Source organism: Acinetobacter rudis, assembly GCF_000829675.1.
In the GTDB taxonomy this organism is placed as follows: Bacteria; Pseudomonadota; Gammaproteobacteria; order Pseudomonadales; family Moraxellaceae; genus Acinetobacter; species Acinetobacter rudis.
The window spans coordinates 1-17,927 of record NZ_BBRX01000074.1; the positions used below are offsets into that span (position 1 = coordinate 1).

Sequence of the window (17,927 nt, forward strand, 5' to 3'; positions counted from 1 at the left end):
ACGTGATGCTTGTTGGACAAGCGGTTGAAGATATTGGTGACTCTTTTGACCAATACTGGAATGATAGCTATGCCTATCCAGTCCTACAAATTGTCAGCCCCACACAAAACACCTTGCGTTATGAGAGTTTAAAAGAACAACTCATTAACAACTATCAACAAGCAAGTGTGCAGAACTACCTCGACATTAGTACACGCTCAGACGATTTTAATCTTTGGTTAGAACACCATGAGGACTGGGAATGGGTCAAAGCAGAAGTCGTGAAGGACTCTCCAGATAAAATTCGTGCCAAAGCGAAAAAAGAACAGCAGTTGAACTTCCAACTACAAAATCGCCTGAGTGTCCCAGATCATGATGTCGATTTAATTTCAGCTTATTTTGTTCCAGAAAAAAGTGGAACAGAAAAGATCGGACAGCTTTCACAAGACGGTGTACATGTCCGTATATTAACCAACTCATTTAAAGCCAATGATGTCTCACTGGTACATGCTTATTATGCAAAATATCGAATAGACTTATTGAAAAGTGGTGTTGAGCTCTATGAGTTTCTACCTGCACTTTCAGATGAACAGCTCACACAAACCACTAAAGATTTATCAAAACAAGCAAAAATCAATTTAAAGGGACTCAGTCGCTCTAGCTTACATGCCAAGTTGATGTCAGTAGATAATAAACAGGTTTTTATTGGATCTTTTAACTTTGATCCACGTTCTGCCTACTTAAATACAGAAATTGGTGTGGTCTTAGACAGTCCACCGCTGGCCAACCTCGTACACCAAACCATAGACCAGCATATCAATCGTTATGCCTATAAATTGGTACTCGATGAAAATGGTAAAATAAACTGGCAACTCCAAACCAGCGAGGCCACCTTGGTCTATACAAAAGAACCCAAAATGAAATGGTGGCAAAAAGCAGGTTTAAAAATTATTTCTTGGCTACCTCTAGAGGGCTTTATGTAAGCCCTTGATACTATTGGACAGTAATAGGTTTAAGTACCTGTTGTTGTAATTCAGCTAATCCCTCATTCATTTTTTTCTGCACCTCCTCCGTCAAACTTTCAACACTATGCCCAGCAACACTGATTGCAGGTAAAACCTTAAGATGAGCCGTAACTTTTGGCATTTTAAATACTTCAAGCACATGATCTGCAAAACTGGTTTCACCGATAAATGGAGCGACCATATCTAACTCACCTGCTTGATTGACATAGCAAATCAAACACACTTGTACAGGTTTATTCGCTTCGATTGCAGCACCCAATAAACGACCATGTACCTTTTTGATTTGAGTACCATCAGTGGTTGTCGCTTCAGGAAAGAACAAAACAGGAATATTTTGTTTAAGGAACTGTGTAATTTGTTCACGGATTTTCACCGAATCGCCTGAACCGCGATGAATAAATAAAGTTCCACCACCTTTGGCTAAAGTACCCAGCAATGGCCATTTTTCGACTTCGCCTTTGGCCAGAAAAAATACCCGCGCGCCAGAGCCAAGAACAGCAACATCTAACCACGAAACATGATTACTCACCCACAATGCAGGTTCACGAGGAACTTCACCATGTACATTCAACTTAATATTGAAGACATCACATAGACGTCGACAGAAATACTGTACGTAACGGGTATTATTAGGATTATTCGGTTCTTTATACAATTGGTGACGATAAACCAGATAAAAACCTTCCGATAGAACCACTGTACTTGTTAATAGTTTTTTACTATATATAAATAATTTAGATAAGGTACTCATTTTACGAGTAGTCACAGCCGTGTTCTGAGTCATAAAGTTTCACTAAGCAAGAAAGTACATCAACTTTTGGATTTTAACAGCATATACAACAAAAATAACTTGTAAAGCATTCCAAAATGCTGAGTACAATGAATATATTTGCGATTTAAATAAAGTGATTTATGCCAAATCCAATGATCATCACCCTATTGGATCAGAAGTTTTTTATTATATTTTTTGGCTTTTATACAAGCATTGTCCACTTCTCGAAAAATTTACTTCATAATGTCACATTAACACGTTAGAGAGTTTGGGTATCTGTGGAATACTTTGATCGATATCAAGGTGGTGAGCGTGCCATCTTAGTCAGTGTGACTGTGCAAATGCTAGAAGACTTAGACACAGAAGAATTTCGATTATTAGCAAAATCTGCAGGTGCTGAGGTGCTTGAGCATGTCACTGCTCAGCGGATTAAACCTGACCCCAAATTATTTATCGGTTCGGGTAAAGCTGAAGAAATTGCTGAATTAGTTCAAGCACATGAAGCTGAATTGGTCATTTTTGATCATGCCCTAAGCCCAGCTCAAGAACGTAACCTCGAAAAAATTGTGCAATGTCGAGTGATTGACCGTACGGGTCTCATTCTCGATATCTTCGCTCAGCGAGCACGCACCCACGAAGGTAAACTACAAGTTGAATTGGCCCAACTCGAGCATCTATCTACCCGTCTAGTTCGTGGTTGGACACACTTAGAGCGACAAAAAGGTGGGATTGGCTTACGTGGTCCAGGTGAATCTCAGCTTGAAACTGACCGTCGCTTACTGCGAATCCGTATGGGACAACTCAAAGACAAGCTTGCGAAAGTTAAACAAACCCGTACCCAAGGTCGTGCTGCAAGACAAAAAGCAGATATTCCAACAGTATCTTTAGTAGGCTATACCAATGCTGGAAAATCTACGCTCTTTAACTTGTTAGCTGATTCTGATGTCTATGCAGCAGATCAACTGTTTGCCACCTTAGATCCGACATTACGTCGACTCAACTGGGAAGGTATTGGTGCCTTAGTTTTAGCTGACACGGTTGGATTTGTACGTAATCTCCCTCACTCTTTGGTTGACTCATTTAAGGCAACTCTTGAAGAGACTTTGGAAGCCACACTGCTACTTCATGTGATCGACAGCAGTAGTCCAGACTGTATGGAGCAAATTGATGCAGTTGAAAGTGTACTCAAGGAAATCGGTGCGGATGTTGCAACACTAAGGGTTTACAATAAAATCGATCAAAGTGGAGAAGAGGCAAAAATTATTTATGCAGCCCCTCACCAACCTGATCGCGTCTATGTTTCTGCGCATGCAGGACTAGGGATCGACCTATTACGTCAAGCTGTCCAAGAATGTTTACTTGGACAAATTCAAAATTTTGAACTTAAGCTCAAACCCATCTATGGCAAGCTACGCACACAACTGTATAGTCTTAACGTGATTCAATCTGAACAATATGATGATGAAGGAAACTTACTGTTAACGATTCGTATAGCGCCTCATAAGTTAGAACAATTGCTCCGACAACAGCACTTACCGCTACGAGATATCTTGGGTCAAGCTGCAAAAATGTTCGAGCGTCCACTCGAAGCATTTGAAATTAAAGATGAGATAAGTTAAAACCTGTATTAAATCACATTACATAAGTAGCGCAATGGACAGACTAAAACAAATTGACTGGCTCGCATGGACTGTGACCTTATCGTTAATCGTTATATTTCGTGAGGCCGCTGTATGGATCATGACACAAGTAAAGTTTCCTGAATTAGGCAACCTTGTTGGCTTAATCAGTTTACTGATTTGCTTGCTTGTCTGGCGACGTTTCAAAAAGATTTCTCCTCGCATCATCGACAGTAATAACCGCTTGATGAAAGAAAGCTCCTTTGCCTTCTTACCCATCTGTGCGGGTTCATTACTTACCATGGTACAAATGGGCAAAAGTATTCCGGTATTTTTGTTTGTCATGGTCGTGAGCACACTCATCCCGCTTTGGGTATATGCCAAAATGGCAAAAAGATGGTTATAGGAGATCAATAATATGTTAAGCACCATCATTGGTATATTGATTACCCTATGCGCCTATCTCATGGCCAAACCCATTAGCCAAAAAATGCCACAGATTCCACTCATTGTCGTGAGTATGTTCTTTGTAATCGGCTTATTGGCGCTGTTGGGTATCCCTTATAAACACTATATTGCTGAAGTAAACACCGTATTTAATCACTTACTCGGCTATGTCACTGTTGCCTTAGCGATTCCTTTAGCGGCAATGCGTTACGATGATTTACCGATTAAATCAGTGGTTGGGATTTTAGTCTTCGCCAGTATCAGCGCTGTTGCTCTACCTATGAGCCTTGCTTATTTGCTACACATGTCTGAACCAACCATCATGGCTTTTGCTACTCGTGCTGTGACAACCCCGATTGCGATTAATATTGCAGAGTTACTGCACTCTCCTGTGAGCTTAGTCATTTTGATTGTGATTTTATCAGGGGTTATTGGTGCAGCATTCTCACCACTGATCTTAAAACATATCAATGATGAACGTGCTTCTGGTCTAGCCCTTGGCTTAGCAGCTCATGCGATCGGCACTGCCCAAGCTTGGCAACGTGGTCCTGTTGCGGGACGCTATGCAGCTTTTGGCATGGCAGTTAACGCTATTTTTACCGCAATTTGGCTACCACTATTTATACACTTTGTTGGTTTTGGCTAAACCTGTTGAATAATAAGAAGGGAGCATTGGCTCCCTTTTTTATGCTACAGCCTATCAAAAAAGCTAAAAACTGGGGTTCTGTTGATACTATGGAACATCATCTAATGATTCATCAGAAAAGAATCTCTCTTTCACCCAATACAGCCTATCGTTATTTTGACCTAAAACTCTGCTTTGTTTAGAATCCCACAACGATCTTTGCATCAAACTATCACATGCTTCGAAAAGAAAAATACGCAGCACATCAAATTAAACTGGCTGAAGAAAAGCAAAAGACGAAAAAACAGAAGCGTGTTTTTGTGTTTGGCCTGCTGTTACTATTTGTTCCCCCCTTACTGCTCTTTCCTGCTATTCCAAGCACTACTTGGGAGTACAACCTATATCAAGTCATTGAGCAGCATTTATATATCTCAGTTGGTGCCAAGGGACCACTGCCCTTTTTTACCATGCTCAGTAGCCTCTACACAGGTATTTACGTCTTAATAATGAGTAGTTACTGGGCAATCCAATTTATTCGATCACATGGGCTTGGTCGACGATTTCAACAACAATATTATGAAATCGTCTTTGATCATCGATCAAAGCACGCTGATAAATTCCCTATACTCGATCAGCCAATCTTTAAAAAAACTTGTGTCAGTCTACTATTTATATTCTGTTTCATGATTGGGCTATTTCATTTTATCAATGACGATATTTCTTTTGCTAGCTCTAGCCGTAGAGGGCAGATTTTTGTACTGATGTATAATACGAAATTGGGTGTTATTGTTGCTGAATTTCTATTTTCATTGATATATGTCATTCCTGTTTTTTACTTTTTGTTTTTATTCATTTACCTCATCAACATCCTCAGAGGTCTAGGTGCAGGTCAGAACACGCCTTTAGTGGTCAAACAACGAAGAAAAAAACAGCAAAGAAACCTAGATCCTCAGTAAGTCTATGCACTTAAAATCGAAATATTTCACTGCTTGTTTGACGATTTGAAGTAACTTCGTTGAATGAGCTCTTGTTTCATATGTTCAGTTTCGTTCGGATCATCAATCTCTGCAAATGCTGTAAGCCATACTCCATCAGCTGCATAGCGTAATATTTTCAATTCTAAATGATCATCCGTTTGTTTATGACGTTTTAAACGTGCTTGATACCAACGCATCCACATATTATTCAACACTGGTTCAGTAAGTATCGTCATTGAAATCGCTGACCACAGTTGTACCTCATCAGGTTCAGCCTGTAATGTTGCCTCGATATAAGCACGGGTAAAACAGCCCTGCGCCACAGGATCTTTTGCAATGGCCTGATCAACAAAACCATCTAAACGTTGCAATAATTCAGCGATCATCTCTTCCAATAGCTTTTGTTTATTGGGAAAGTGATGAAATACTCCACCCTTGGAAACACCAACCAAATCTGCAACCCCTTGAATAGACACCCCGGAAACGCCCTTTTCAGCAGCCAATTGAATCGTATGATTCAAAATCTTTTGCCGCGTCATTTCAGGGTTTTTCCGAGATGAAGTCGTTGCTTGCATAATGTTTAATGTCCAGTTGAGTGGGAAAATAAATTAATAACAATAACTCCAGACACAATCAACCCAATGCCCACCATTGCAGCTAAGTCTAAGCCTTGTCGAAACACAAAATAACCAATCACTGCGGTTAATACAATCCCAACACCTGCCCATATTGCATAAGCAATCCCTAAAGGAATTACTTTAATCACATGAGATAACAAGTAAAAAGCAATACTAAATAGCACAATCACTGCAACAGATGGACCAAGTTTGGTAAAACCTTCCGACTTCACCAAGAAAGTTGATCCTGTCACTTCAGAGACAATGGCCAAAGCCAATAATCCATAAGCCATCATTAATGCGTTCATTTATCCACCTATTAAATTTAACATACCAACCAGATGGTATGTTAAATAATTAAAAATTGAACTCAAGTTTTTTTACTTTTTTATAACATTTGCATGAAATAACAATATTCAAGAGAGAATGTGATGGGCATACCACTGTGCTCAAGAACTACTGGGGTGTAGGCCCTTAAGCACAATAAATTTATATCACTTAACAAGTAAGCATCACTTACTTGTGAATCGCCAAACATGGCAGGTCACACTCTGCCACGTATACCAAGGCTTGAATACTTTTTTGATGAGTGAAAAGCGCTATGAGCCTTTGATGTTAAGCAAACATTGGGTTGTCTACAGCAAACATCTGTTGGTCTTCAAGTCTAAAAGCCAATAATTGCTTACCCCAAACACAGCCACCATCAACATTCTGAATTTGATCACTAATGCGCTTACCACCCAGCGCAGCCCAATGACCAAAAATAACTTGATGGCTTTGTGCTGCTTTAGATGGATATTCAAACCAAGGAAGATAGCCCTCTGGCATTTCAACATCTAATGCATCTTTAAAACTAAACTCAATTTGGCCAGTTGCATCACTTAACCGCATGCGTGTTAGGTAGTTAGTAATAACTTTTAAACGCATATTGCCACTTAATGTCTCAGACCATAGGCATGGTTCATTGCCATACATTTCAGCTAAAAAAGCATCCATCACAGCAAAATCTTCATGCGACAATGCTGCTTGTACTTCTTTAGACAATGCTAAGCATTGCTCAGCACTCCAAAGGGGTGCAACTCCAGCATGGGTAAGAATAGTTTGTTCATTCGGCATCAAACATAAAGGTTGACGGCGCAACCAATCAATCAACTCATCACTATCAATCGCATCAATAACATCTTGAGTACCATCTTTATCTTTGGCTTGTTTAAGACCTCGAGCACATGCAAGCAAATTGATATCGTGGTTACCTAAGACTGTAGCAGCTGCGCCACGATCCGCCAGTTTTTTGACAAATCTTAATGCACCAATCGAGTTTTCACCACGTGCAACTAAGTCACCAGCAAACCAAATAAAGTCCTGATCTGGATCAAACTTAATCAGCTTTAATAGCTCTTTCAGTGCTTCAAAACAACCTTGCACATCACCAATGACATAATTATAACGCGCCATATTAAGCCACCATTTGATCGGCCAGAGCAACGAATTGCGCTAGAGTTAAAGTTTCAGGACGTGCCATTGGATCTACACCTGCTGCCTCAAAAGCACCTTCATTCAACATACCTTTTAAACTGTTTCTTAAGGTCTTGCGACGCTGAGTAAAGACATGTGAAACCAATCGTGCCAAAGCTTTTTCATCTTTAGCCACGATCGGCTTCACAGCATAAGGCTCTAAACGAAAGACGGCACTGGTCACTTTTGGTGGCGGATTAAATGCCCCAGGTGGAACTGCAAATAAAAAGGTTGCTTTGCAATAATATTGAATCATTACTGATAAACGACCATATTCTTTACTATTCGGTTCAGCAGTGATGCGGTCAACGACTTCTTTTTGCAACATAAAGTGCATGTCTTTGACTTTGCCACCAAACTCGATGAGATGAAATAACAAAGGCGTTGAAATGTTATAAGGCAAGTTACCGACGATACGTAATGGACGTTCAGCCTGTACCAAGCTATTGAAGTCGAACTTCAAAGCGTCGGTTTCAATTATTGTTAAACGTTCAGGATGTGGAACTCGACCAGGTAAGCCCGCAGCCAAGTCGCGGTCAAGTTCAAGTACAGTTAATGCCTCACATTCACCAATCAAAGGTGAAGTAAGTGCGGCCAAACCGGGGCCAATTTCAATAATATTATCGCCTGCACGCGGACTCACTGAACGGACAATTTTTGCAATGACACCTTGGTCATGTAAAAAGTTCTGACCAAAGCGTTTACGAGCTTGATGCCCTTCATCTTTAGGGTTTAGGGCATTAATCTGATACATAAAATATGTCCAACATAAGATGTTTAAATGGATTGATGAGCAAGTTCCAAGGCCAGATCAACAGCTACATGCAAACTCGAACTTTTTGCTTGTCCAGTTCCTGCAAGTGCTAGTGCCGTACCATGGTCCACTGAGGTCCGAATAAATGGCAGACCCAAGGTGATATTAATTGCTTCTCCAAAGCCTTGCGATTTTAACACAGGTAGGCCTTGATCATGATACATCGCTAAAACTGCATCAGCATCATGTAGATAATCTGGGCGAAATAAGGTATCTGCAGGCAGACTTAAACTGAGGTCATTGTCTTGTTCACGGTAACGCTGCAATACTGGATTAATCGTATCAATTTCTTCACGGCCAAGATAACCATCTTCGCCAGCATGAGGATTAAGTCCACAAACTAGAACCTTAGGCTTGGCGATTTTAAATTTATGTCTGAGGTCATGCAGTAAAATATCAATCACCTGTTCTAGACGCTCAGTAGTAATCGCATCAGCAACATCACGTAGTGCCAGATGAGTAGTCACCAAAGCAACACGCAATTGTTTGGTTGCTAGCATCATCACAACACGCTCTACCCCTGCAAACTCTTGGTAATATTCAGTATGTCCACTAAAGGCAATGCCTGCTTCATTAATTACTGATTTTTGAACAGGCGCAGTCGCCACACCCACACTACGACCATGCATGGCATAATCCGCCGATCGACGTAACTGTTCCAATACATAAGCAGCATTGGCGCAATCTAGCTCCCCAAGTTTAACCTCATGTTGTAATGCAACATGCTCAACATAAAGCTCACCAAGAGCTGAAGACTCTGTTTGTCCTTGATAGTCAATCAATTGCACAGAAAGATTTAATATATCTGCTCGCTGCTGTAAAAGTGCCCGATCTGCCAAAACCACCACAGGTCGCTCATCTACACGATGTGCCAAACTCAGGCAAATATCAGGACCAATACCAGCAGGCTCACCACTGGTGACATATAAAGGAAGCATAACCGTGTACCCTAGGGAAACTCGCTTTAAGTATAAGGCCGAATACTCATCTTCAACATGCATTTGCATAATAAAGATCAAATATTCTTAATAAAATTACTTTAATTCAAAATGCATTTATGGGTTTAATTATAAATTAAACACAGCAAAACCATTTGCTCACAGGGGCAATAGCACCCCCATTAGTCTCAAATAAATATACAATTATTCAATATGTTAAAAACAAACCACTGATCGTTTACCCCATAGAGTTTTCGCGACAAAACCCAACACAGCAATAACGCGATACAACGCAACTTTTTCATTGTATTTTTTGTGGCTTTCGCATAGAATACGCACTCCTTTTTGTTTGGACGCTGTCTAAAGTCCAAACCAACTATAATAGGTAGTGGTTAATGAAAACTCTCAGCGCTAAGCCAGCTGAAGTTCAACACGACTGGTACGTTGTTGATGCTTCTGGCAAAACTTTAGGTCGCCTTGCGACTGAAATCGCTCGTCGTTTACGCGGTAAGCATAAAACTTCTTATACTCCTCACGTTGATACTGGTGACTACATCGTTGTTATCAATGCTGAAGAAGTTCAAGTGACTGGTAAGAAGTCGCATGACAAAAAATACTATCGCCATACTGGTTTCCCAGGTGGTATCCGTGAAACTAACTTTGAAAAGTTAGTTGCTCACAAACCAGAAGAAATCTTCCAACGCGCTGTTAAAGGCATGTTGCCAAAAGGTCCTCTTGGTTATGCAATGATCAAGAAAATGAAAGTGTACGCTGGTAGCGAGCATCCTCATACTGCTCAACAGCCACAAGTTTTGGACATCTAAGGGATAACTGCACATGGCTACTAATTATGGTACAGGTCGCCGTAAGACCGCAACTGCACGTGTTTTCCTATCTGCTGGTACTGGAAAACTTGTTATCAACAACCGTTCACTAGAACAATATTTCGGTCGTGAAACTGCACAAATGGTTGTTCGTCAACCGCTTGAGCTTTTAGAAGCGACTGGTAAATATGACCTATACATCACTGTTAAAGGTGGTGGTATCGGTGGTCAAGCTGGTGCGATCCGTCACGGTATTACTCGTGCACTTATCGCTTCTGACGAAACATTAAAACCTGCTCTTCGTCAAGCTGGCTTCGTTACTCGTGATGCTCGTGAAGTTGAACGTAAGAAACTTGGTTTACGTAAAGCACGTAAACGTCCTCAATTCTCTAAACGTTAATTCGTTTACCGAATCGGACCAAAAAACCTCGGATTTTCCGAGGTTTTTTTATATCTAATGTTTTTATTTTACTTTGACTTGCTTGGTGGAGCATTCGAACAGTCTGCAACCCCTACACCTAAACCACTTACACTGGTATATTCAGAAATTTGACAGCCACTGTTGTCTTGATATGATCGAGTGGGTTGATTAAACACATGATCTTTAGGTAAAGGTGCATCACACCACTTCCCTGTTTTTTCATGCACCATCTCAACTGGTCCATCGTTATATATCGTCACTCGACAGCCTTTGACCACATAACGCTGTTTTATTCCACCATAAGTAGGTTGAACATTGCATACTTCTGCATTTGGATCATCATCACACGACACTGCAGCAACAGTGCAACTTTGACCATCACAGTCAGATGTTGCACCCAAAGCTTGAGCTTCCTCGGCTGCTTCTGTAGCTGCCTTGACAGCCTCAGCATAGTCCGAATCTACTGAAGAAAGCCTTTTCGCCGCATAGAGCTGCTGGGTAAATACTATAGTGAACAGCGTCAGCACAGGGACTACGAATTTCATCTTGTCATCCTTAATCGAAGTTAAATGATCTCTATTTAAGAACACTCTCTGATAATTTGCATCTCACCACCATAGATGATCTCAATAATTTCATCAGAAGAAATTAACATAGTTTTATGGAAGTTTATCGTATCTAAGTAACCATAAGTTTGATCATTGATCCAAGTATATAAATCCAGTTTATCACCACCATAGACAAAACAATCTCCTGTAAATTTTAAAGATGCTTGCATTTTTAATAACAGCCCTTCTATAGATACTCTAAATGATTCAACATGGTTAAATTTAAGCTCCATGGTTTTTTCAGCCCATGTACATAAGGCGATCAAATCCCCATCTTGATAATTTAGATTTATATAATCAGGCACACTCTTCGGTAGGCTTTCTAATAATACTTTGTTTAAAAACATATTTTTTCTCTTTTATCGTCGTTAATTTTTATAGCTTTTAGCTATTTATTGCTACTAATATTCAGCCGTACTGTTTAACTCTTAAGGCCAAATCAGTACGAGTTAAATAAATTATAATTAATCCAGCGTATCTAAAATCACTTGGGCATTGTCCCAACCATTGCTTAAAGCTTTTTCTAAGTAATATTTGCCCTGAGCATCATCTCGTGCAATCGGTGTACCATTTAAATACATCACCGCCAGACTCCACTGCGCTGCTGCGATTTCCTGCTCAGCTGCAATGTTATAAAGTTCAAAAGCTTTATTTAAGTCCTGTGCCACACCTACACCAGTTTCATATTTATCTGCAAGGTTATTCATCGCAGGTGCAAAACCTTGATCCGCCGCCTGTTGATAATATTGCACGGCGAACTGTGGATTAAGCTGTAGCCCCAAACTGCCTTGCTCATAACACACACCCAGCATATATGTTGCAGCAAGGTTCCCCTGCTGATGCATATGTTCTAATGTTTGTAGCGTGAATGACGCTTCTTCTCGGATATAGTCGGCCTCCTCACACCAAAAGCTCGCCCAATTATACTGTGCCAGCAAACTGCCTGACTTGATCGCTTGCCAAAACCAGTCATGACCACGTTTAAGATCTTTGTCAAAACCTTCAATTCCTAAGCTATAACAAAAACCTAATCTTAACTGGTTTGGAACATGGCCGAGCTTTGCTGCAAGTTCTGGATCTGACACAGGAATACTCATCACCTCCTCATCATCCTCGTCCTCATCAAGCTCGATCTCTTGCCTAATCGTTACTTCTTTACTGAGTACGTGTCGACCCGCCCAAGGGCTAAAGTCAAATCGGCTAAACTCCTGATCATGTTGTGAAAACACATGAAGAAAGTAGTGATCTAAGGCATCTTCAACATGCTCAATCTCAAATATCCCTCGTTCAAAGTCGCCATCCTTGACCCAGTACACCGTCTGGTTATACTCATAGCACATCAATAATAAGTCATACTTTTTAGACTGCGACATAGGCTCACGCGCATCTAACATACAACGCAAGTTAGGAAAGCCCTTTAAACGGTGTTTTTCTTGTTTAGTTGGATCTTCTTCCTTTGTATCGACATAGACATAAGGAATACGTTCGATCAAAGACTTGATTAGTTGCTTTTTATTTCGTCGAGGTAAGTAATCATCAAAACTCTGCCAATGAAACGGATTATCAATGAGGGTTTTTCCCCACATATTATTGCCATTATCAGAACAGACAATCCCCCCCAGATACTTAGACCAGCCTTGTAACAGATAGTTAGGTAGGGCACGACAAAATGAATCATAAGGACTCAGATAATAAATCCGTTGATGCAAAGCAAAACAGGGCTGACAAAGGAGATCATCTTTAACATCAAAGCGCCCCCACCACTCAAAAGATACCTGATATTGAATCTGCTGAGAAACCAGATATTGATAGGTTTTGGGGAAATAACTGGCCAAAGGCTGGATTAACTCATTAAAACTATGGTGTTTTAATATATCCGGTGCTGAGGTTGCAGCGAATGCACCCGTACCATGTCGGTAATTCAGATCAAAATCTAATACCCCTGTTCCAATATAATGGCGGTGTTGAAAACCTAAGTTCCATCCTGTTGTTGTTCTTTGTTGTGAGACAAGGTCTATGCCACCAAAACTATTACGTGTGCTTTTGTGATAGCCTTTGATATATACATTTGTCTTATAATTTGTACTTCGATTTAATAATTTAGATAGTTTGACATTACTTTGCTGTGTTTCACCAATATAGCGAATCGGTGAAGCCAAATAACTCGGTAGATTTTGCTCAAAAGTATATTCATTATAATTTGCAGATAATTCATAATTTTTAAATGGAACGACATAGCTCATATAGTTATTTTGATTGAGATCTTTATGCCAGTTATCCAATGAATGACTTAAATTCAAATTCAGCACATCATTTAAATGAAGTGGACTATTGATTGAGATCCCTAGATTTCCAATATAAACCCCTGTATTTTTATAACCTGAGTTATCCACACCTATATTTATACCAATTTTCTTATCTAGGTGAGAAATTATAAATAAATCACTATATCCAACTAGTTTTTCTCCATTTTGCGTAACAGCAGGCTCAATTTTAATATCAACATCATGACTAAGATTTTTTCTTAAATTTTCCAAGCCTTGATCGATCCTTTTTATATCTAGGATATCTCCTCTTTTAATTGGAAAGGCTGTATAAATCTCACTTTTACTGAGCGCTGCATCTTTTGAATAAATTTGATGAACACGGCCCAATTGCAAATTTAAAACCAATTCTCCTCTAGATAGATCCTGATCATTAACAATAAGTTGACTTGTAACATATCCTTTTTTTATTAACTCTCCCTGTGCATAACGTATGATATTTTTTAAGCTTTGAGTTCCTATACATTGCCCTACAACAATATTTTTCTGATTTAGCGCGTAAAATAAATCATTCAACTTTGATGTGTTATTCAACAATAATGGATCATTTATAATGAACTTTAATTGATTAATTTGAAAACAATGTGCTTCATGTTCAACTAATGTAGTTAATGATCTTTTTTCTACTTTTTGCTTTGGCTTCAAAATACCATCATGAGTAAATTGCTTTGTTAAATCATCTAAACGTTGTTGTTGATGTATGTTTTCACGAATAGATAAATCTTCTAATGCTTGTACTTTCACACTAATTAAAACAAACATACCAGTAAAACACATTTTTAAAATATAACGATAGTTTCTATTCAACATTTAAATTTTTATTAGTTTAAAACTGAATCATATTTTAAAAATAATTAACAATAAATGACCTATATTTTTCATGTGATTTATTTTTATACGAAAATAATCATTAATCATTCAATAGAATAAATATGAATTAAAATTAATTTAATTTATTTCAAATAAAATAATCTATTGTTTTAACCTACCCCGTTTACAATTTATACACAATTTACAAGCATTGATCTTGAAATATGAGTTGTCAATAATATTAAGTATTGGCCTATTTAGCAGATTTAGAACAAGTTAAGTAAAGTCCTCAATGCAATCCATGCTTTTCACTAGTATTTTTAGTATGCTATATGATTAATTTTGTTTAACCGTGGAAATATGCACCTCGAAAATGCAGCACCACCTCAGGGAATTACCCTATATAGCCATGCCGATGACTTTCGTTCGCATTGGATTCGTTATGTATTGGCTGAAAAACAAATTAAATATCACCACATTATTGTAGAAGATCACAATGAAGACGTGGCCAATTTAAATCCCTATAACCAAGTCCCGATGTTAGTTGAAAATCAACTTAAACTTTTCAATAGTGCGATCATGTCTGAGTATATTGATGATCGCTATCGACAAAATAAACTTTATGCGGATACACCAGCTGCCCGTGCTGAACAGCGTCAGTATATTTGGCGCTTTGAGCAAGATTGGTTTAAGTTAGCAGATCAAATGCTGAATCATCCAGATACGCTTAATCGGCAAGCACAACAAAAAGCACAAATTGAGATGCGCAATACCCTGCTATCACTGAGCCCATTGTTTCAGCATTATCCTTACTTTATGTCTGAACACTTTACAATTTTAGATTGCATCTTGGCACCAATTTTCATACGGTTAGTGCATATGGGCAATGTCGTTCCCCTACAGCAAAGTAGGCCGATCCTATTGTACTGCCAACGTATATTTAATCGTCCGGCTTTTTTAAAGTCCATGACCCATGAAGAGAAAAATCGCTATCAAGATTTTTTTGTACACCAATAGAGTAATATTATGTCTGAATCTGAATTAAATCTAAGCCCGACCCGTCCATATTTAAGCCGTGCAATTTATGAATGGATTTGTGACCATAACTTGACTCCACACATTCTTGTTGATGCTACACAGCCATATACAGATGTCCCTGTACAGTTTATACAAGATGGACAAATTGTTTTAAATCTCGCGCCTCACGCTGTTCATCGTTTAAATATGGGCAATGAAGCAATCACCTTCTCAGCGCGCTTTGGTGGTGTTTCTAAAGATATTTATGTACCTTTTTCAGCACTCATGGGTATCTATGCACGTGAAAATGGGCAAGGATTATTTTTCGATCCTGAAGAGTATGCAAATGTTAATCTTGAGAAAAATGATTTAGAATCAAAAGATAATGATGAAACAGAACAAAATTCCATCAAGAAAAAACCGAGCCTGCGCATTTTAGATTAAACCTAGGGAGTCAATGATGGCTTTTGATCTTGTACAATATTTTGCTGAGCAGATAAAAACCCAAAAACCTCAGCTTCTAAACAACTACAGTGATGGACAACGTGAAAATTTACTCGATGAAATGTGTAGCTTGTCTCTCGCTAGAATTATTTGCTTATGGCGTGAACAACCCAGCAAAATGTATCAAGAAATTCATGCCATCAATCCACTCTACATTCAAGAAATCGCAAGGCACTTAACGACTTCGCCATTGAATGAATCGGAACTTAGTCACCAAGACTTTGAGCAAACTGCCACCGATCTATTTAATTTACAGTTCATCGAGTTAAAACAACTTGATGAAATTGGACATTATGGCGAAAATGGCATGCATGAATTACTTGTTGGACAAATCGAACATTTGTCTGGGCAAGCCAAAGATTGGGTGTGGTCTCTCAGTGGTCTGACTGAACTATTAGGTTCACAGCGAACTGAAGAGGACGAGCTATCTCTAGAAGAGAGTATGAAGGAGTTTAACCAGATGGTACATGCACAACAAACGCATAATGATGTAGAAACCGTAGAGCAAGTGGCTGTGCCTGAGCTTAAACCAACTTGGGCAAAGGTTTTAGAACCGATTGTTGCTCTCGTTGTACTTTGGATTCTCTATGATGCTTTGACTAAATACGTATTTATCTAAGTTATAGATAATCACGATTTTAGACCGATCTCTGTATCGGTCTTTTTATTTTAGCTATGGAGTATTTCTTATGAGATTACTGATTGCCTTTTTGGTTCCTTGGTTAGTCTTTTTTACGATAGGACGCCCAATTGCCGGCATTATCTGTCTAGTGCTACAAATCACTATTATCGGCTGGTTACCTGCGACTATTTGGGCTGTTTATGCACTCTCACAATTTAAAACTGATCAGAAAATCAAAAAAGCATTAGGACAGTAACTTAATTAAAACCTTATACTGCATTCAAGCAATATAAGGTTCTGCCCAACAATTAATACAAAGCCTTTGGTAACTTAATCTGAATCACTTCATTATCATCCGCGAGCTTTTTATTGCGCCCTGTTGAGAATGGAAAGTTATTGTCATTAAGCAATGTCAATGTTGTGGCATTTTCGATGATGACATCTTCAATTGTTTCAAATGGAAAAGCAAAGTCTTTGCCTGTACCAATATCACCTTCCCGCACTTTGCCATATAGCAGATCTGGATTGTCAATTTTCATAAGATCAACTAATAACATGCGTTGAATCTCCTGACCAGACTGATTAAATTTTACACGGATCAACTTTTTATGACCTTGTAAATCATTTTGTGAAGCATCACGCTCAATAATTATCCCCTCGTCATTACTGAACATTTGGAAATCACCAATATTGCTCGCTTTCGTATCCAATTTAAATAAATAATACTTACCTGTATATGCTTTTTTCTCTACGTCAAACTGTGAAATGATCAACTGCCCTGAGTTGTCACCAATCAAGGGTTTCTCTAATATTGGATACAAATAACGCCCATCTTTAGACAATGCCATCCCCTCAAAACCCGCACTTCTTGCAACTAAAGGCTCAACATAGTTAATACCCGCCTTATTCAACTGGTTTTGTGGTGAACGTAACTCTTTGCCTTTCTCATAAGGATTAGGTAAGCCAAAGGGCGCATCAAGCAAAACTCCATCTTTATCAAAATGCAATAAATAAGGGCCAAACTCCTCTCCTATCCAATAGCTCCCATCTGCTGTTCTTTGTAGTGACTCTGGATCAAAGTCTGCGCCAGTTAAAAAACGCTCACTGGTCTTTTCATTGACAATCGGAAAAGGAATTAATTTATTCGGATCACGTAACTGAATATGACTGATCACTTTGACTTGGCCTGAACCTGCTGCTTTTGTTCTAAATTCAGGTTTAATCTGATAAATACGGAGTAAAAAATCTGCTGAGTTATCTTGTGCACCAAAACCATTATCAGGCATAGCCATATAAGTTCCATCAGCATTTTTAAGTGCCGCAGAAAAACCCTGTACAGGCTGTCCTTTAAATAAGGGCTTAAAACCATTGGCTTCTTGAATAAAAGCGCCAGAATCTGACCCTGTAGCAAAAGTAGCTACATCTAATTTTGCAAATGCAGTTAAGGTTGGCACACTGACCTTGGGCTC

General features: G+C 39.0%; 21 protein-coding genes. 11 read left to right on the plus strand and 10 right to left on the minus strand.

All coding sequences use genetic code 11. The annotated features are described in order from the left end of the window. On the plus strand, positions 1-962 hold a 962-nt coding region (locus Aru01_RS15415; RefSeq protein ID WP_042111574.1), incomplete at its 5' end, for a phospholipase D-like domain-containing protein. Between the two features lie 10 nt (positions 963-972). Here Aru01_RS15415 and Aru01_RS15420 read toward each other — a convergent pair. Then, positions 973-1,788, minus strand: coding sequence for a lysophospholipid acyltransferase family protein (locus tag Aru01_RS15420; RefSeq protein WP_016654998.1), 816 nt, complete (start codon positions 1,786-1,788; stop codon positions 973-975). Positions 1,789-2,054: 266 nt separating this feature from the next. Here Aru01_RS15420 and hflX point away from each other — a divergent pair, with 266 nt between their 5' ends. From hflX to Aru01_RS15440, 4 genes are all read left to right on the plus strand, one after another. Then, complete coding sequence (gene hflX / locus Aru01_RS15425) at positions 2,055-3,395, plus strand: ribosome rescue GTPase HflX (RefSeq protein ID WP_016654997.1); 1,341 nt, start codon at positions 2,055-2,057, stop codon at positions 3,393-3,395. 34 nt (positions 3,396-3,429) lie between these two features. Beyond that, positions 3,430-3,801 carry a hypothetical protein gene (locus Aru01_RS15430; protein ID WP_016654996.1) on the plus strand — a complete coding sequence of 124 codons (372 nt, stop codon included), beginning with the start codon at positions 3,430-3,432 and terminating at the stop codon, positions 3,799-3,801. Positions 3,802-3,813: 12 nt separating this feature from the next. Then, positions 3,814-4,488: an LrgB family protein gene (locus Aru01_RS15435; protein ID WP_016654995.1), complete on the plus strand. Its 675-nt coding sequence runs from the start codon at positions 3,814-3,816 to the stop codon at positions 4,486-4,488. Positions 4,489-4,703: 215 nt separating this feature from the next. Beyond that, the gene (locus Aru01_RS15440; RefSeq protein WP_016654994.1) at positions 4,704-5,423 is read left to right on the plus strand and encodes a hypothetical protein; all 720 of its coding nucleotides are present in this window, start codon (positions 4,704-4,706) and stop codon (positions 5,421-5,423) included. Positions 5,424-5,449: 26 nt separating this feature from the next. Here the strand turns inward: Aru01_RS15440 and Aru01_RS15445 are convergent, their stop codons facing one another. The 5 genes from Aru01_RS15445 to pdxA all read right to left on the minus strand — a co-directional run bounded on the left by Aru01_RS15445 (position 5,450) and on the right by pdxA (position 9,328). After that, on the minus strand, positions 5,450-6,019 hold the full coding sequence (locus Aru01_RS15445) for a TetR/AcrR family transcriptional regulator (RefSeq protein WP_016654993.1): 570 nt from the start codon (positions 6,017-6,019) through the stop codon (positions 5,450-5,452). 5 nt (positions 6,020-6,024) lie between these two features. Beyond that, positions 6,025-6,357: an SMR family transporter gene (locus Aru01_RS15450; RefSeq protein ID WP_171068154.1), complete on the minus strand. Its 333-nt coding sequence runs from the start codon at positions 6,355-6,357 to the stop codon at positions 6,025-6,027. A 319-nt stretch (positions 6,358-6,676) separates the two neighbouring features. Then, positions 6,677-7,516, minus strand: a complete 840-nt coding sequence (locus Aru01_RS15455) for a symmetrical bis(5'-nucleosyl)-tetraphosphatase (RefSeq protein ID WP_016654991.1) — start codon at positions 7,514-7,516, stop codon at positions 6,677-6,679. A gap of 1 nt (position 7,517) precedes the next feature. Continuing rightward, positions 7,518-8,330: a 16S rRNA (adenine(1518)-N(6)/adenine(1519)-N(6))-dimethyltransferase RsmA gene (gene rsmA, locus Aru01_RS15460; protein ID WP_016654990.1), complete on the minus strand. Its 813-nt coding sequence runs from the start codon at positions 8,328-8,330 to the stop codon at positions 7,518-7,520. A gap of 23 nt (positions 8,331-8,353) precedes the next feature. Further along, positions 8,354-9,328 carry a 4-hydroxythreonine-4-phosphate dehydrogenase PdxA gene (gene pdxA / locus Aru01_RS15465; RefSeq protein WP_040330975.1) on the minus strand — a complete coding sequence of 325 codons (975 nt, stop codon included), beginning with the start codon at positions 9,326-9,328 and terminating at the stop codon, positions 8,354-8,356. A gap of 395 nt (positions 9,329-9,723) precedes the next feature. On the opposite strand from pdxA, the gene rplM reads away from it, so the two are divergent. Beyond that, the gene (rplM, locus tag Aru01_RS15470; protein WP_016654988.1) at positions 9,724-10,152 is read left to right on the plus strand and encodes a 50S ribosomal protein L13; all 429 of its coding nucleotides are present in this window, start codon (positions 9,724-9,726) and stop codon (positions 10,150-10,152) included. A gap of 13 nt (positions 10,153-10,165) precedes the next feature. Further along, the gene (rpsI, locus tag Aru01_RS15475; protein ID WP_016654987.1) at positions 10,166-10,552 is read left to right on the plus strand and encodes a 30S ribosomal protein S9; all 387 of its coding nucleotides are present in this window, start codon (positions 10,166-10,168) and stop codon (positions 10,550-10,552) included. Between the two features lie 68 nt (positions 10,553-10,620). Here rpsI and Aru01_RS15480 read toward each other — a convergent pair whose 3' ends face one another. From Aru01_RS15480 to Aru01_RS15490, 3 genes are all read right to left on the minus strand, one after another. Then, positions 10,621-11,118, minus strand: coding sequence for a hypothetical protein (locus Aru01_RS15480; RefSeq protein ID WP_016654986.1), 498 nt, complete (start codon positions 11,116-11,118; stop codon positions 10,621-10,623). Between the two features lie 35 nt (positions 11,119-11,153). Next, the gene (locus tag Aru01_RS15485) at positions 11,154-11,528 is read right to left on the minus strand and encodes a hypothetical protein (protein ID WP_016654985.1); all 375 of its coding nucleotides are present in this window, start codon (positions 11,526-11,528) and stop codon (positions 11,154-11,156) included. A gap of 117 nt (positions 11,529-11,645) precedes the next feature. Further along, the gene (locus tag Aru01_RS15490; protein ID WP_162183617.1) at positions 11,646-14,267 is read right to left on the minus strand and encodes a ShlB/FhaC/HecB family hemolysin secretion/activation protein; all 2,622 of its coding nucleotides are present in this window, start codon (positions 14,265-14,267) and stop codon (positions 11,646-11,648) included. A 408-nt stretch (positions 14,268-14,675) separates the two neighbouring features. On the opposite strand from Aru01_RS15490, the gene Aru01_RS15495 reads away from it, so the two are divergent. The 4 genes from Aru01_RS15495 (at position 14,676) to Aru01_RS15510 (ending at position 16,714) form a co-directional block, all read left to right on the plus strand. Continuing rightward, on the plus strand, positions 14,676-15,332 hold the full coding sequence (locus Aru01_RS15495; RefSeq protein ID WP_016654983.1) for a glutathione S-transferase N-terminal domain-containing protein: 657 nt from the start codon (positions 14,676-14,678) through the stop codon (positions 15,330-15,332). Between the two features lie 9 nt (positions 15,333-15,341). After that, complete coding sequence (locus Aru01_RS15500; RefSeq protein ID WP_016654982.1) at positions 15,342-15,776, plus strand: ClpXP protease specificity-enhancing factor; 435 nt, start codon at positions 15,342-15,344, stop codon at positions 15,774-15,776. A 16-nt stretch (positions 15,777-15,792) separates the two neighbouring features. Beyond that, complete coding sequence (locus Aru01_RS15505) at positions 15,793-16,455, plus strand: hypothetical protein (RefSeq protein ID WP_016654981.1); 663 nt, start codon at positions 15,793-15,795, stop codon at positions 16,453-16,455. A gap of 70 nt (positions 16,456-16,525) precedes the next feature. Next, a complete protein-coding gene (locus Aru01_RS15510) occupies positions 16,526-16,714 on the plus strand; it encodes a YqaE/Pmp3 family membrane protein (RefSeq protein ID WP_016654980.1) in 189 nt (62 codons plus the stop codon). Positions 16,715-16,766: 52 nt separating this feature from the next. Here the strand turns inward: Aru01_RS15510 and Aru01_RS15515 are convergent. Beyond that, positions 16,767-17,927, minus strand: a 1,161-nt coding sequence (locus tag Aru01_RS15515) for an esterase-like activity of phytase family protein (RefSeq protein WP_042111577.1), incomplete at its 5' end; no start/stop codon positions are given.